12 protein-coding genes are annotated in these 14,436 nt (G+C 72.2%); 9 read left to right on the plus strand and 3 right to left on the minus strand.

The annotated features are described in order from the left end of the window. Positions 1 to 69 precede the first annotated feature (69 nt). Entirely contained in the window at positions 70 to 1,365 is a 1,296-nt protein-coding gene (locus ACRWK8_RS19560; RefSeq protein WP_431872071.1) for a coenzyme F420-0:L-glutamate ligase, read from the minus strand. A 44-nt stretch (positions 1,366 to 1,409) separates the two neighbouring features. Further along, on the minus strand, positions 1,410 to 2,399 hold the full coding sequence (gene cofD / locus ACRWK8_RS19565) for a 2-phospho-L-lactate transferase (protein ID WP_431872028.1): 990 nt from the start codon (positions 2,397 to 2,399) through the stop codon (positions 1,410 to 1,412). 246 nt (positions 2,400 to 2,645) lie between these two features. Here cofD and ACRWK8_RS19570 point away from each other — a divergent pair, with 246 nt between their 5' ends. From ACRWK8_RS19570 to ACRWK8_RS19590, 5 genes are all read left to right on the plus strand, one after another. Further along, positions 2,646 to 4,001 (plus strand): hypothetical protein, encoded by a 1,356-nt coding sequence (locus ACRWK8_RS19570; RefSeq protein ID WP_431872031.1) that lies wholly within the window; start codon positions 2,646 to 2,648, stop codon positions 3,999 to 4,001. Positions 4,002 to 4,241: 240 nt separating this feature from the next. Next, complete coding sequence (locus ACRWK8_RS19575) at positions 4,242 to 4,529, plus strand: WhiB family transcriptional regulator (RefSeq protein ID WP_014908913.1); 288 nt, start codon at positions 4,242 to 4,244, stop codon at positions 4,527 to 4,529. 305 nt (positions 4,530 to 4,834) lie between these two features. After that, complete coding sequence (locus ACRWK8_RS19580; RefSeq protein ID WP_431872033.1) at positions 4,835 to 8,212, plus strand: glycosyltransferase; 3,378 nt, start codon at positions 4,835 to 4,837, stop codon at positions 8,210 to 8,212. Between the two features lie 3 nt (positions 8,213 to 8,215). After that, positions 8,216 to 9,715, plus strand: a complete 1,500-nt coding sequence (locus ACRWK8_RS19585) for a DUF5719 family protein (RefSeq protein ID WP_431872035.1) — start codon at positions 8,216 to 8,218, stop codon at positions 9,713 to 9,715. Between the two features lie 119 nt (positions 9,716 to 9,834). Further along, the gene (locus tag ACRWK8_RS19590; RefSeq protein WP_431872037.1) at positions 9,835 to 10,251 is read left to right on the plus strand and encodes an SRPBCC domain-containing protein; all 417 of its coding nucleotides are present in this window, start codon (positions 9,835 to 9,837) and stop codon (positions 10,249 to 10,251) included. On the opposite strand, the gene ACRWK8_RS19595 is transcribed toward ACRWK8_RS19590, so the two are convergent. Beyond that, entirely contained in the window at positions 10,252 to 10,647 is a 396-nt protein-coding gene (locus ACRWK8_RS19595) for a metallopeptidase family protein (protein WP_378744850.1), read from the minus strand. Positions 10,648 to 10,843: 196 nt separating this feature from the next. Here ACRWK8_RS19595 and ACRWK8_RS19600 point away from each other — a divergent pair, with 196 nt between their 5' ends. From ACRWK8_RS19600 to ACRWK8_RS19615, 4 genes are all read left to right on the plus strand, one after another. Next, positions 10,844 to 11,245, plus strand: a complete 402-nt coding sequence (locus ACRWK8_RS19600) for a DUF3499 domain-containing protein (RefSeq protein ID WP_017542446.1) — start codon at positions 10,844 to 10,846, stop codon at positions 11,243 to 11,245. Between the two features lie 88 nt (positions 11,246 to 11,333). After that, positions 11,334 to 12,704 carry a phosphomannomutase/phosphoglucomutase gene (locus ACRWK8_RS19605; RefSeq protein ID WP_378744863.1) on the plus strand — a complete coding sequence of 457 codons (1,371 nt, stop codon included), beginning with the start codon at positions 11,334 to 11,336 and terminating at the stop codon, positions 12,702 to 12,704. Positions 12,705 to 12,732: 28 nt separating this feature from the next. Continuing rightward, positions 12,733 to 12,909, plus strand: coding sequence for a Trm112 family protein (locus ACRWK8_RS19610; protein ID WP_357768719.1), 177 nt, complete (start codon positions 12,733 to 12,735; stop codon positions 12,907 to 12,909). 179 nt (positions 12,910 to 13,088) lie between these two features. Beyond that, entirely contained in the window at positions 13,089 to 14,417 is a 1,329-nt protein-coding gene (locus tag ACRWK8_RS19615) for a serine/threonine-protein kinase (protein WP_431872041.1), read from the plus strand. Positions 14,418 to 14,436: the final 19 nt, after the last annotated feature.

Below are 14,436 nucleotides of genomic sequence, written 5' to 3' on the forward strand. Positions count from 1 at the left end.
CGACCCCGCCCCAGCATGCCGGGGCGGGGTCGGGTCACGACGGAGGACGCGCCGTCCTCCACCCCGGGGTCAGCGCACCACCATGAAGGCGTCCGGGTCCCGGGGCGGGCGCTCCTTCGGGGCCTCGGCCGCGTAGCCCACGGCCACCGCGCCCATCGGACGCCAGTCCTCGGGCACCTCCAGGACCTCGCGCACCACGTCGGCGCAGAACATGGTGGAGGAGATCCACGCGGAGCCCAGGCCCTCCATCGCCAGGCCCACCAGCAGGCTCTGCACCCCCGCGCCCATGGCCACCAGGAACATCGACCGCTCGGCGTCCGCGCGGCGCTCGTCCGGATACGGGTGCGCCCCGTCCGCGACCAGGAACGGCACCACCAGGCTGGGCGCGCCGCGCAGCACGTCGCCGCGCCTGGTCCGCCGCGCGATCTGCTCCTCGGTGAAGCCGTCGCGGCGCAGGTCCTCCACCCAGGCCCGCAGCATCGAGTCGAGCAGCCGCTCACGGGTGTCCGGCGACTCCACCAGGACGAACCGCCAGGGGGTCGTGTGGTGCGGCGCGGGGGCGGTCACGGCGGTGGCCACCGCGCGGCGCACCAGGGCCGGGTCGACCGGCCGTTCGGTGAAGGAGCGCACCGTCCGCCGGGCCGCCACGACGTCCCTGGAACCGTAGCGGAACAGGTCGTCGTCGGCCGGGCGGATCAGCTCCGCCGCCCCGGGGCCGTCCTCCTCGGTGACCAGGCCGACCAGGCCCGACACCACGGCGACGGGGACCCCGGAGGCCTTGCCCTTGACCAGCTCACCGGCGGCGGCGACCTCGTCGGCCACCGCGTTGATCGTGGCCTCCATGACGTTGCCCTGGGCGTCGGTGGTGCCGCGCAGGTCCTGCACCGGGGTGATCCCGGCCGCGCCGATCGCCACGTCGGTCTGGCCCATCCGCCAGGGGCGGCCGAACGTGTCCGAGACCACCACACCCACGCGCACGCCCAGGAGTTCGGCCAGCCGCGCCCGCAGGGCGCGCGCGGAGGCGTCGGGGTCCTCGGGCAGCAGGAGCACCGTGCCCGGGGCGACGTTGGAGGCGTCCACCCCGGCGGCGGCCATGACCAGGCCGGAACGGTGCTGGGCGATCCGGATGTGGCCCATCCGCGCCACCACGCGCTCGGTCTCGGCGTCGATCGCGGCCTCACGGTCGTCTCCCGGCTGGGAGCGGCCCTCGGCCTTGCTGACGATCTTGGAGGTGACCACCAGGACGTCGCCGTCCACCAGGGATTGGCCGGAAGCGGCCACGGCCTCGGAGATCAGCGCCGCCAGGTCGTCGCCGGCGCGCACCTCGGGGATGCCGGGCAGCCCGCGCACCCGCAGCTCGCTCACCGGTGGCCCGTCCACCCGGCCCCGCTCCGTTCGCGTCTCGACGCTCACCGGGCCGACTCCCCGCGCTCGGAGAGCTCGACGGCCAGGTCCAGTGCGGCCTGGGCGATCGCCTCGGTGCTCTCCGGGTCGTTCATGTACAGCGGGCGGGAGCGCACCTCCACGCCGTCCACCCGGGTGTCGGCGTCGATCTCGTCCACCAGCCAGCCGTCCAGCAGGTCGGAGCCGAGGTGCTCGGCCACCGGGCCCGCGCCGGTCTCCACTCCGATGGCGCTCAGGCAGGCGTCGGCCATGCCGCGCACGGGGGCTCCGCCGATGATCGGCGAGACACCCACCACGGTCCTGCCCACCATGGCCTCGCGGATGCCCTCGATGTTGAGGATCGAACCCACGCTCACCACGGGGTTGGACGGCGGGATGATCACCGCGTCGGCGTTGCGGATGGCACGGACCACGCCGGGGGCGGGCTTGGCCTTCTCGGCGCCCATGCTGATGATCTGTTCGGCGGGCAGCGCGGCCCGGTGTCGGATCCACCACTCCTGGAAGTGGATCGCCCGCCGCCCGTCCTCGTCGTTGACGATCACGTGCGTCTCGACCTGGTCGTCCGTCATCGGGAGGAGCCGGACGCCCGGCCGCCAGCGGTCGCACAGCGCCGTGGTGATCGCGGAGAGCGGGTACCCGGCGGCGATCATCTGCGCCCGGACGATGTGGGTGGCGGTGTCGCGGTCACCCAGCCCGAACCAGGTGGGCTTCATCCCGTACGCCGCGAGCTCCTCCTTGACCGTGAAGGTCTCGTCGGCACGGCCCCAGCCCTGCTCCTCGTTGATCCCGCCGCCGAGGGTGTACATGACGGTGTCCAGATCCGGGCAGATCCGGAGACCGAAGAGGGTGATGTCGTCACCGGTGTTCCCGATGACGGTGATCTGGTGGTCTGTGGCCTGGTCGGACTCGGTCGCGGCGTCGATCCCCATGGCGGCCCTGAGACCACGGAGGAAACGCGCGCCGCCGATACCGCCAGCCGGTACGACTATCCGCATGCGCCCAAGTCTGGCAGGCTGGGGGCGAGTATGGGTCGTCTGCCCCTCCGTGGGTACGATCCAGCGTGACCGATCCGGGACCGACGGTGTGTGAACCAACGGACGGCGGTCACCATCCCACTTCAACGGCCCCGCGCTCGGTGTCCCCACGTCCTGTCGAGCGCGTTTCGGCCGATTCACCCGACAGCCCGACGATATGCCAAGCTTCCTCCGACGCGACGGCGAAGCAGCAGAGGGGAACCTCTCTTGAACAACGAAACACTCGACCGCCTGCGCCTGCCCGGGGCCTGGGTCCTGCTGGGGGCTCTGGGCGTCCACATGCTGGCCGGGCTCATCTCGGTGATCATCAACTCCAGCGCGCAGGGTTACAGCTTCCCGCTGGCGATGGTGGCGAACGGCGGCGACTTCTACGGATTCACCGTCACCCTCCTGCTCGCGGCCGCGGTCGCCCTGGTCCTGACCAGCGAGCGGACCCGCCCCAGCTCCTTCCCGGTGATCCTGACCTCGATGGTCCTGGTCGGCGTCGGTCTGCTGTTCTGCCTGATCGCGCTGATCAGCGGTTTCATCGACATCCGTCCGGGCGAGGGCGGCGTGGCCTTCGCCGGGTTCCTGGGCCGCGCGGTGCAGGGCGCCGTGCTCGGCTTCTTCGGGTTCTACCTCATCAAGATCTTCAACGACCCCACCGTGGTTCCCCGCGCGCAGCCGCAGCAGCAGGTGTACAACCAGCAGCCGTTCCCGCCCGCGACCGGTGCGCAGCAGTCCTTCGCTCCGACCGGCTACCAGACGGCCGACCCGGCCGCCCAGCAGCAGGCGTACGGCTACGACCCCTCGGGTCAGCAGGCCGCCTACGGTCAGGACCTCGCCGCGCAGCAGCAGGCGTACGGTCAGGACGTGGCCGCGCAGCAGCAGGCGTACGGGACCGGTGCCCAGCAGGCGTACGGCTACGACCCCTCGGGTCAGCAGGCCGCGTACGGTCAGGACGCCGCCGCGCAGCAGGCCGCCTACGGTCAGGACCCCGCCGCGCAGCAGCAGGCGTACGGTCAGGACGTGGCTGCCCAGCAGCAGGCGTACGGGACCGGTGCCCAGCAGGCCTACGGTCAGGACGCCGCCGCGCAGCAGCAGGCGTACGGTTACGACGTGGCCGCGCAGCAGCAGGCGTACGGGACCGGTGCCCAGCAGGCCTACGGTTACGACGCCCAGGCCCAGCAGCAGGCGTACGGCTACGACCCCTCGGGTCAGCAGGCCGCCTACGGTCAGGACGCCGCCGCGCAGCAGCAGGCCGCCTACGGCCAGTCCTACGACCCGTCGCAGTACGCGCCGCAGCCCGCCGCCGACCAGCAGGCCCAGGACGCCATCGCCAACGGCTGGTACCAGGACCCGGCCGCCCAGGCGCAGGCCCAGCAGGGGCAGGACGCCCAGGCCGCCCCCGGAGTTGAACCATTCTTTAACTCCGGTGAGAACAATGGTGCCGAGGCCACCGATCAGAGTGGTGGCGGCTACGGAGCCCAGTACGGTTCCGGCGCCGGATACGGCTCTGACCAGCAAGGACAGGGCGGCACCGACGGCCAGCAGAACTGGTACGGCAACGACGGCCAGCGCTGAACCGGCTCCGAACGCCGCGCTCTCCGCACCTGGGGAAGGTACGTGAATTGCGTGGTAATCCGCAGAACGGACATCGCGGGCCTGCCGCCGGAGGTTCGTTACATGATATTCAGTGGATTACCACGCAGGGCGCTTGACTCACGGTGAAGCGTCCGCGTGTAATTCCCTTGTGGGATTTCCACCCGGCCTGGGGGACGAAAAGGGTCGGGGACATCTATTGGGGGGCTACAGGAGGTGCGCATGAGCGAGGTCATCCCGCTGGCGCACGGCTCGGACGAGGATCTGGGCTGGCAGGAACGTGCCCTGTGCGCGCAGACGGACCCGGAGGCGTTCTTCCCCGAGAAGGGCGGCTCGACACGGGAGGCCAAGAAGGTCTGCCAGTCGTGCGAGGTACGTGCGGAGTGCCTGGAGTACGCGCTGGAGCATGACGAACGCTTCGGCATCTGGGGGGGACTCTCCGAGCGCGAGCGTCGACGGCTGAAGAAGGCCGCCGGGGGAGATTTCGATTTCCTGGCGGACATGCTGTAGGGGTACGCGTCACGGCGCGTCCGGGCCACGAGCCCGGGCGCGCCTTTTTCATGTTCCGTACCCTTCGGGCCCTTGGGCCTGATTGGTCCGTCAGGTCCGCTGGGCGCCTAATGCACCGCTATGGTCGCCCCTCGCGCCCTCGACCAAAATGATCCGTAATGGTGTGCGGTGGCGTATCGTGATGTCCCGCGTTCGCCTCCGCGAACCGCCCCGGCGCACTGAGGCGCCCACCGACCGCTCCGGTCGGCACACCCCGGGCCCGCGCACGGGCCCGCCCCTTCTCCCGGAGAGACCCGACCACAGCCGTGCTTGACCTGGATTCCGCCCGCCACGTCGTCACCGCGGTCATCGTGTCCCACGACGGCTCACGATGGCTGTCGGAAACCCTGTCCGCGCTCCGAGCCCAGACCCGCGCCGTACAGCGGGTGGTGGCCGCCGACACGGGCAGCACCGACGGCAGCCCCGACGTCCTCGCGGACCACCTTCCCGCCGACGCCGTCATCGACCTGCCCGCCCGCACCGGATACGGCGACGCCGTCAAGGCCGCGCTGGACCTGCCCAGGTCCACCACCGAGGTGCAGGGCTACGAGGACGACGCCACCGAGTGGATCTGGCTCATCCACGACGACCTCACCCCGGAGAAGGACGCCCTCGAACACCTGCTCGCCGCCGCCGACCAGGACCCGCGCAGCGCCGTGCTGGGCCCCAAGCTCCGCGACTGGTTCGACCGCCGCCTCCTCGTCGAGGCGGGCGTCACCATCGACGGCGCCGGCCGCCGCGAGACCGGGCTGGAGCAGCGCGAGTTCGACCACGGCCAGCACGACGGCACCCGCCAGGTCCTGGCGGTCTCCAGCGCGGGGATGCTGGTCCGCCGTGACGTGTGGGAGCGCCTCGGCGGATTCGACCCGGCGCTGCCGCTCTTCCGCGACGACATCGACTTCTGCTGGCGCGTCGGCGGCGCCGGGCTCCGGGTCCGCCTGGTCACCGACGCCGTCGCCTACCACGCGGAGGCCTCGGCCCGACGCCGCAGGAGGATCACCGCCACCCGCAACCACCCCCGCCGGGTGGACCGCAGGCACGCCGTGTTCGTTCTCCTGGCCAACCTGCCCGTCGGCGGCATGGTGTTCGCGCTGCTGCGCAACTCCGTGGGCTCGCTGCTGCGCGTGGTCATGTACCTGCTCATCAAGCAACCCGCCAACGCCCTGGACGAGGCCGCCGCGATCACCCTCGTCTACGGTCGGCCGTTCCGCCTGGCCCGGGCCCGGTTCCGGCGGCGCCGCGACCGGCGCCGCACCTACAGCGCGATCCGCCCGTTCCTCGCCCGGGGGGTGGCCGTGCGGCAGTTCGCCGACGCCGTCACCGCGGTCCTCACCGGGGAGCGGATGGCTGACACCGCCGGACGCCACCAGGCGGTCACCGCCCCTCCGGGCGAGGAGGACGACGGCCCCGCCGACGACTCCACGTCCTTCCTGCGCCGCGTGGTCCTCCAACCGGGAGTCCTGCTGGTCATCGGCCTGACCGTGGTGACGCTCGTCGCCGAACGCTCCCTCCTCCTCGGCGGGATGCTCGGCGGCGGCGCCCTGCCCCCGGTCACCGGCAACGCCCTCGACCTGTGGAACCTCTACCTGGCGGGTCACCCGGACAGCGGAGTGGGCTCGGCCGGGGTCGTCCCGCCCTACGTCGGGTTCCTCGCGCTGCTGTCCACCCTCACACTCGGCCAGCCGTGGATCGCTGTCATGGTGATCCTGCTGGGCTGCGTGCCGCTGGCCGGTCTCACCTCCTACCTGCTCGCCCGCGAGGTGCTGCGCTTCCGCCCGGCCCGGCTGTGGATGGCCGGGGCCTACGCCCTGCTCCCCATGGCCACCGGCGCCGTCGCGCAGGGCAGGCTGGGCACGGCCCTCGTCCACGCGCTGCTGCCCATCCTCGGCCTGCTGCTGGTCCGCCTGGTCTCCATGCCGCCGAAGTCCTCGCGCAGGGCCGCTTGGGGCCTGGGCCTGGCGCTCACCGTGGCCACCGCGTTCGTGCCCATCGTCTGGCTCCTGTGCCTGGTCACCGGAGTCCTGGCCGCGGTCGCCTTCGGGCACCTGGGGCGCCGGATCTTCGTCAGCATGGGCATCAGCCTGGGCACGCCCGCGGTGCTCCTCATGCCGTGGACCCTCGAACTCCTGACGCACCCCAGCCTGTGGCTGCTGGAGGCGGGGCTGCACCGGCCCGAGCTGTCCAACCCCGGGGCGACCCCCACGGAACTGCTCATGCTCTCCCCGGGCGGACCCGGAACGCCCCCGGTCTGGGTGACCGCCGGATTCATCGCCGCCGCCCTGTGCTCCCTGCTGCTGCTCCGCAACCGCATGCTGGTCGCGGCGGGCTGGAGCCTCGCCCTGTTCGGGATGCTCGTCGCCGTCCTGACCAGCAGGATCGTCATCGAGCCCTACTTCGGCGGCCCGCCCGCCCTGGTCTGGCCGGGCGTCGCGCTGTCCTTCGCCGCCACCGCCGTCCTCCTGACGGCCGCGACGGCGGCCCGCGCCTTCGGGAACATGATTCGCCACGGCGGCCTCCGGAGGTACTTCGCGCTGGCCGTGGCCCTGCTCGCGCTGGCCACCCCCGTCTCGGCGGCGGCCCTGTGGATGTGGGAGGGCGTGGACGGACCGATGACCGCGAACGCGCCCCGCTCCGTGCCCGGGGCCCTGGAGAGCGTGAGCGCGGACGGCACCGAACCCCGCACCGTCATCGTCACCCCCGCCGACGACGGCGCCGTGGACTACGTGGTGGTCCGGGGCCGCGAACCCCGGCTGGGGGAGGAGCGCGTCGTTCCCGAACCCGGCACCCGTGCCGCGATGGACCAGGCCGTCGCGGAGCTCGCCGCGGGCCAGGGCAGCGACCAACTGGTCACCCTGCTCGACCACGGCGTCCAGTACGTGCTCTACCCGCGCCCGGAACTCGGGGGGCCGGCCGACGCGACCATGGTCGACACCCTCGACGGCACCCCGGGCCTCGGACGTCAGTCACTGTCCGACCACTACGGCCTCTGGCGGGTCGCGGAACCCACGGGTGTGCTGCGCACGGTCTCCGAGGACGGCCTCGAAGCCGAGGCGCTCCGGGTGGAGGGCCCCGCCGACCAGCTCACCGCCGAGATCGGCGGGGGCCACACCGGCCGTCGCCTCGCCCTCGCGGAACCCGCCGACGGCGGATGGCGGGCCACCCTGGACGGCGCCGAACTCACCCCGGTCGACACCGAGAACGGGACCCAGGCGTGGGCCCTGCCGGTACACGGCGGCGACCTGCGGGTGTGGCACACCGACCTCGTGCACACCGCCTGGTGGATCACCCAGGGAGTGCTGCTGCTGATCGTGGCGGTGCTCGCCGCCCCGGGCGTGCGGACGGAGGAGGAGCGCAGGCTCATCGAGGCCACTCCGATGCCCAGGCCCCGCCGACCCCGCCGCACGGGCAGGTCCCGCCGCGTGGCCCCGGAGAAAGCTCTGGAGAGGGCTCAGGAGAAGGCCCGGGACCAGGCGCCGGAACAGAAGCCGGAGGACCAGCCGGAACCGCCGGAACCGGATCCCGGACCGACCACCACGGGCTCCCTCCCCGTCGTCCGGGGCAGGCGCCGTGGGACGCGGGGCACACGACGCGCCGGGACCCGCAGGGCGCCCAGGCGCCGAGCGGGCACCGAGGATGAGGGGTAGGACATGCGACTGATCGTGGAGAACCGGTTCGCCCTGTTCGGGCTGGTCGCGCTGGCCCTGCTCGCCCTGTTCGGGGTGGCGTTCGTGATCCGGCCGGTCAACGCCGAGCTCGGGGTGTCCGAGCCCGAGACCGTCCGCCCGGACCTGGCGTCACGGGTCTGCCCGGCCCCGCACGAGCCGTCCGACGACGCCGACAGCTCGATCGCTGCCTTCGCCCCCCGGGTCAGCCGCGACGACGAGGGCCGGCTGTGGGCCGTCCCGCTGTCCCGGGTGGACGGGGACGGGCCCGACACCGAGGTTCTCGGGGAGGAGCTCACCGAACCCGGGCGGGTCTGGAGCACCGACACCGGGGAAGCCACCCGGCCCACCGCCCTGCACGCCGAGGGCTCGCTGGCCTCCGGACTCGACTCCGCGCAGACCACCGTCTCCGATGACGGCGTCACCGAGGTCCGCTGCGCCGCACCGTCGATCGGGACCTGGTTCGCCCTGCCCGGCGCGGACGACCCCGACGACGTCGACCTGGAGACCCTCACCGTGCACCTGGCCAACCCGGAGGACTTCCGGGCCACGGTCAGCGTCGACCTCTACACCATGGAGGGGCCCTCCTACTCCGCGGACAGCCGGGGTATCCACCTCGGTCCGGGGGAGTCGACCGAACTCGACGTCACGGAGCTCATCCAGAACACCGGTTCCCTCGGCGTCCATGTGCGCACCAGCACCGGCCGCGTCGCCGTGTCCCTGCTCGCGGAACACTCCTCGGGGAACGCTGACTGGGTCCCGCCGACCCGCGCGCCCGACGAGGAGCACGTGATCCCCGGGGTACCCGGGGGCGAGGGCACGCGCCGCCTGTTCGTGGCGGCGCCCGGTGACGCTCCGGTCGAGGCCCGCGTGCGCGTGGTGACCGAGGAGCCCAACGGCACCGACGACGAGCCCCTGGTCCTGAACGTCCCGCCCGCGGCGTCCGCCTGGCTGAGCCTGGAGGGCTCCCTGGCGGAGGCCCCCGGAACGGTCGTCGTCGAGGCCGACGGCGCTGTGGTCGCCGGAGTGATCGCGGAGGCCGCGGACGACGGGAAGGTCGTGGAGACCGCCTACACGGCCGCCGTCGACCCCCTCACGGGGCCGCTCGACACCACGGCCGTCATCGCGGACATGCCCGAGGACCTCGACGTGGAGCTGGTGCTGGGAGCCCCGGACCAGGACGCCCAGGTGGTGGCCACCCCGATCGCCGCCGACGGGAGCATGGGCGACGCCGTCCGCGCCGAGGTCGCCGCCGGAACCACCCACGTGTTCGGCACCGACACCGAGGGCTGGGGGGCCCCCTCGGGCGCCGACCCCGAGGACGGCTACGCGGTCCGCCTGGAGCTGCTGGAGGACTCCGGACCGGTCTACGCGGCCCGGGTCCTGCGCTCGGGCGACGGCGTCAGCGTCCTGCCCGTCACCCCCGCCCCCGTGAGGGTCCAGCTGCCCGTGGTCCGCGACAGCATGACCGGCATCGTTCCCTGACCACCGCCTCCGATGGCGTGCGCACCCCCTTCCACGCGGGTGGCGGGAGGAGCTCCGGGTGGGGGAGGGGCGGATGTGGGTAGTGAGGTCAGCGAGAGGGATCGGTCGAAGGGGGCGGCATGGGCGAGACGCGGCTGGAGTCGCTGGGTGACGACAGGTGGACGCTGACGCTGGAACGGGACCTCGGGCGACCCGTGGAGCGGGTGTGGCGCGCCCTCACGGAGCCCGCCGAACTGAGCCGGTGGTACCCGATGGCGGTCGACCAGCTGGACCTGCGGGTCGGCGGCGAGATCGCCTTCGACGACGGGGAGGGTCAGGAGACGACGGCCGTGGTCACGGAGGTGGACCCGCCACGGGTGTTCGGCTTCCGGGAGTTCGACACGGAGACGGGCGAGCACCAGCTCCGCCTCACCCTGGAGGAGGACGGGCGGCTGGTGCTGGCACACACGTTCACGGGCCGGGACTGGGCGGAGCGCACGGCGGAGGGCTGGCGCTCCTGCCTGGACGAGCTGGAGAGGTCGCTCGACGAGGTGTGATCAGTTCTCCGGGTCCACGGACTCGGGTTCGACGCCGAGCAGGTTGGCCACTTCCTCGACCACGGTCTCGTGGACGAGGAGGGCCAGCTCCTCGGGATCCTTGGTCCTGATCTCCACCGGGCGCCGGTAGACGATGATCCGCGCGCGGCCCGTGGGTTCGCTCTCCAGGCGGGAGAAGGGGATCGCCTCGGTCAGGTCACCGTGGGGCGGGATCGGGGGAACGTCCTCCACGAGGAAGTCGACGTTCGCCAGCTCACGCGCCCACAGGCGTTCGAGGCGTTCGACCGCGTCCAGGACGAGGTCGTCGAAGGCCTGCGCCCGGCTCCGGGAGACGGGCAGGTCGGAGGGCACGAGAGGACCGCGGATGCCCCGGCCCCGGCGGTCCCGGCGCCGCACTCTGTCTGGTTGGCCACTGGAAAGGCGCACTCGTCGCACACTTCGAGACTAAGCCATCGCGGGCCCTGCGCGAAGTCCTGGCGCCACGGAAGAATCGGACGTCGACCCTCCCGGGTCAAGAACAGTCGCCCAAAAACTGTGCAGGTCATGGGACGATGCTGGCGTGTCCCTCGGTAAAGGCATACAGTCAAACGCTGTGAGCCATGTTCGACGCTGTTCCCGCACCGCGTGCAGGCAGCCCGCCGTATTCACGCTCACGTACGTCTACGCCGACTCCACCGCCGTCCTCGGTCCGCTCGCCGCCTACGTGGAACCGCACTGTTACGACCTGTGCGCGATCCACGCCGAACGGTTGACCGCGCCGCGTGGCTGGGAGGTCGTTCGGCTTCCGGTCGAGACGTCGGGAGGTGGTCCCGGCAGCGATGACCTGGAGGCCCTCGCCGACGCCGTACGTGAGGCGGCGCGGCCGCCCGCGCGTCAAGAGCCGTCCCCCGGCGAACCCGTGGGGGAGGGCCACGAGACGCTGCGCCGGGGCCACCTGCGCGTGGTCAAGTCCGACCGGGGTGAGCAACGCCCGCCACACCACCCGAACGGCTGACCCGGCCCGGTCTTGCTAGTTTTGTACGGCGCTCGAACGACGGGGCGCTGGACCGAATCGTCGCAGGATCGACCTGGCCGGAGCAGACGTGGCTGACCTCGGAAGCATCTTCAAGGCATACGACGTACGCGGTGTGATCCCGGACACCTTCAACGCCGGGATCGCCCACGCGATCGGTGCCGCCTTCGCCCGGGTGGTCGGCGGACCCGCCGTCGTGGTCTCCCACGACATGCGCCCCTCCTCACCGGAGCTCGCCCGCGCCTTCGCGGACGGCGTCACCTCCCAGGGCGTGGACGTCGTCTTCGCCGGACTCGGCTCCACCGACCTCCTGTACTACGGATCGGGCTCCCTGGACCTGCCCGGCGCGATGTTCACCGCCAGCCACAACCCGGCCGAGTACAACGGCATCAAGATGTGCCGCGCGGGCGCCGCTCCGATCAGCGCCGAGACCGGGCTGGCCGACGTCCGCGGGCTCGCGGAGGACTTCCTGTCCGGGGCCGAGGACCCGAACGCCCACGAGGGCCCGAGGGGCACCGTCACCGAGCGGGACCTGCTGCCCGGTTACGCGGACTACCTCCGGCAGCTCGTCGACCTCACCGGCTCCCGTCCGCTCAGGGTCGTCGTGGACGCGGGCAACGGCATGGGCGGCCTCACCGTCCCGGCCGTCCTGGAACAGGGCCTGCCGCTGGACGTCGTCCCGCTGTACTTCGAGCTGGACGGCACCTTCCCCAACCACCCGGCCAACCCCCTGGACCCCGACAACCTGGTCGACCTCCAGGCCAAGGTGCGTGAGACCGGCGCCGACCTCGGCCTGGCCTTCGACGGCGACGCCGACCGCTGCTTCGTGATCGACGAGCGGGGCGAGCCCGTCTCCCCGTCCGCCGTGACCGCGCTGGTCGCCTCCGAGGAACTCAAGCGCGAGCCCGGCGGCACCGTCATCCACAACCTCATCACCTCGGCGGCGGTCCCCGAGATCGTCACCGAGCGCGGCGGCAGGCCCGTGCGCACCCGTGTCGGCCACTCCTTTATCAAGGCGACCATGGCCGAGACCGGTGCGATCTTCGGCGGGGAGCACTCCGCGCACTACTACTTCCGGGACTTCTGGAAGGCCGACACGGGTATGCTCGCGGCCATGCACGTCCTGCGTGTCCTGGGCGCGGACGACCGTCCGCTCTCGCGGATCACGGAGGAGTACTCCCGGTACGCGGCCTCGGGGGAGGTCAACTCCAAGGTCGACGACGCCGCCGGTCGCATGGCCGCGGTGCGCGCCGCGTTCGGGGACCGGGACGGGGTGACCGTCGACGAGCTCGACGGCCTCAGCGTCACCCTGGCGGACGGCGCGTGGTTCAACCTGCGCGCCTCCAACACCGAGCCGCTCCTGCGGCTCAACGTCGAGGCCCCGGACGACACCGCCGTGGCGCGCCTGCGCGACGAGGTCCTGGCCATCGTCCGCGCCTGACACGGCCATCACACGAGGAACGAGAACCATGAGCACGAAGATCGACGGCTGGCTGCTGGAGATCCTGGCCTGCCCGCAGAGCCAGGCCCCGCTGCGCCACGACCCGGAGACCGACGAACTGGTCTGTGACGAGAGCGGCCTGGCCTACCCCATCCGCGACGGGATTCCGGTCCTGCTGGTGGACGAGGCGCGCACGCTCTCCTGAACGCTGGGAAAAGGTTGGGCGGGGAGGGGAACGAACTCCGCGTTTCAGCAGTCATATCCGGTACACCCGGGTGAGGGGACTCCTTCGGGGCCGCGACTGGTCGCGGCCCCACCCGGCGTCCCTTCCCCGTTACCCTGATGCTGCGCCCCCGCTCAAGCCCACCTCCCAGGAGGACATCGATGCCCGGTCCCGAATCGCTACTGCCGAGCGACCCCTCCGCGTTCGGCGAATACAGCGTGACCGGACGACTGGGGAAGGGCGGCCAGGGGGTCGTCTACCTCGCTGAGGACGGGAACGGCGACGAGTACGCGGTCAAGGTCCTCAACGACCAGTGGTCCGCCGACGCCGACCTGCGCAAGCGGTTCGAGAAGGAGGTGCGGGCCGCCCAGCGGGTCGCGTCCTTCTGCACGGCGGCGATCATCGACGCCCAGCTCGACAGCGACCCTCCCTACGTGGTCAGCGAGTTCGTGCCGGGCAAGGACCTCCAGGAGACGGTGGCCAAGGGCAGGACGGTGCGCGGCACCGCGCTCCAGCGCCTGGCCGTCTCCACCGCCACGGCGCTCGTGGCCATCCACAAGGCGGGGATCGTCCACCGCGACTTCAAGCCCGGGAACGTGCTGCTGGGCCCGGACGGCCCGCGCGTGATCGACTTCGGCATCGCCCGGGTGGACGACGGCACCGCCACGATGACCAACTCGATCGTCGGCACGCCCTCCTACATGGCGCCCGAGCAGATCGAGGGCCGCGGGATCACCGACAAGTGCGACATCTTCGCCTGGGGCTGTGTGATCGCGTTCTCCTCGACGGGCCGCGCACCGTTCGGTTCGGACACCGTCCCGGCGGTCGTGCACCGCGTGGTGAGCGCCCCGCCGGACCTGGACGGGGTGGACGAGGCGCTGCGGCCGATCGTGGAGTCGTGCCTGGACAAGGACCCGAACCGCCGCCCGAACGCCCAGACGCTGCTCATGCGGCTGCTCGGCCACGACGGCCCGGTCGGTGCCTCCAACGACGCCGACGACGCGCTCCAGCAGGGCGAGCGGGTGGCGCAGACCGGCCTGCTCAACGGCAACCCGCTGCCCCCCGTGCACCCGCAGGCCCCGCAGTACCCGCAGACCGGCGGACAGCCGGGCATGGGGTACCCGCCGGGCGTGTCCAACCCGCGCCCCCTCGGTCCGCAGCCGGGGACCTCGAACCCCCGCCCGGGACAGATGGGCCACCCGATGAGCTCGAACCCCCGGCACGGCGGATTCGGCGCCCACCCGGGGATGTCCAACCCGAGGCCGGGCGCCCCGAGTCCGCACCACCAGCCGCACGCCGTGCACCAGGGCGCGAACCCGATGATGACCGGGGCGGTCAACCCGAACCAGACCTACACACCGCACCACACGCCGCACCAGCGGCCGAGCCAGCAGGACTCGATCCTCCAGCAGGGCTGGGTGATCCCGGCGGTACTGGTCACCATCATCATTCTGTTGCTGCTCCTGCTGATCCTGGGCCTCAGCGGCTGACGTCCGGCGCCCACCTATC

The organism is Nocardiopsis eucommiae (assembly GCF_965344335.1).
Lineage (GTDB): Bacteria > Actinomycetota > Actinomycetes > Streptosporangiales > Streptosporangiaceae > Nocardiopsis > Nocardiopsis eucommiae.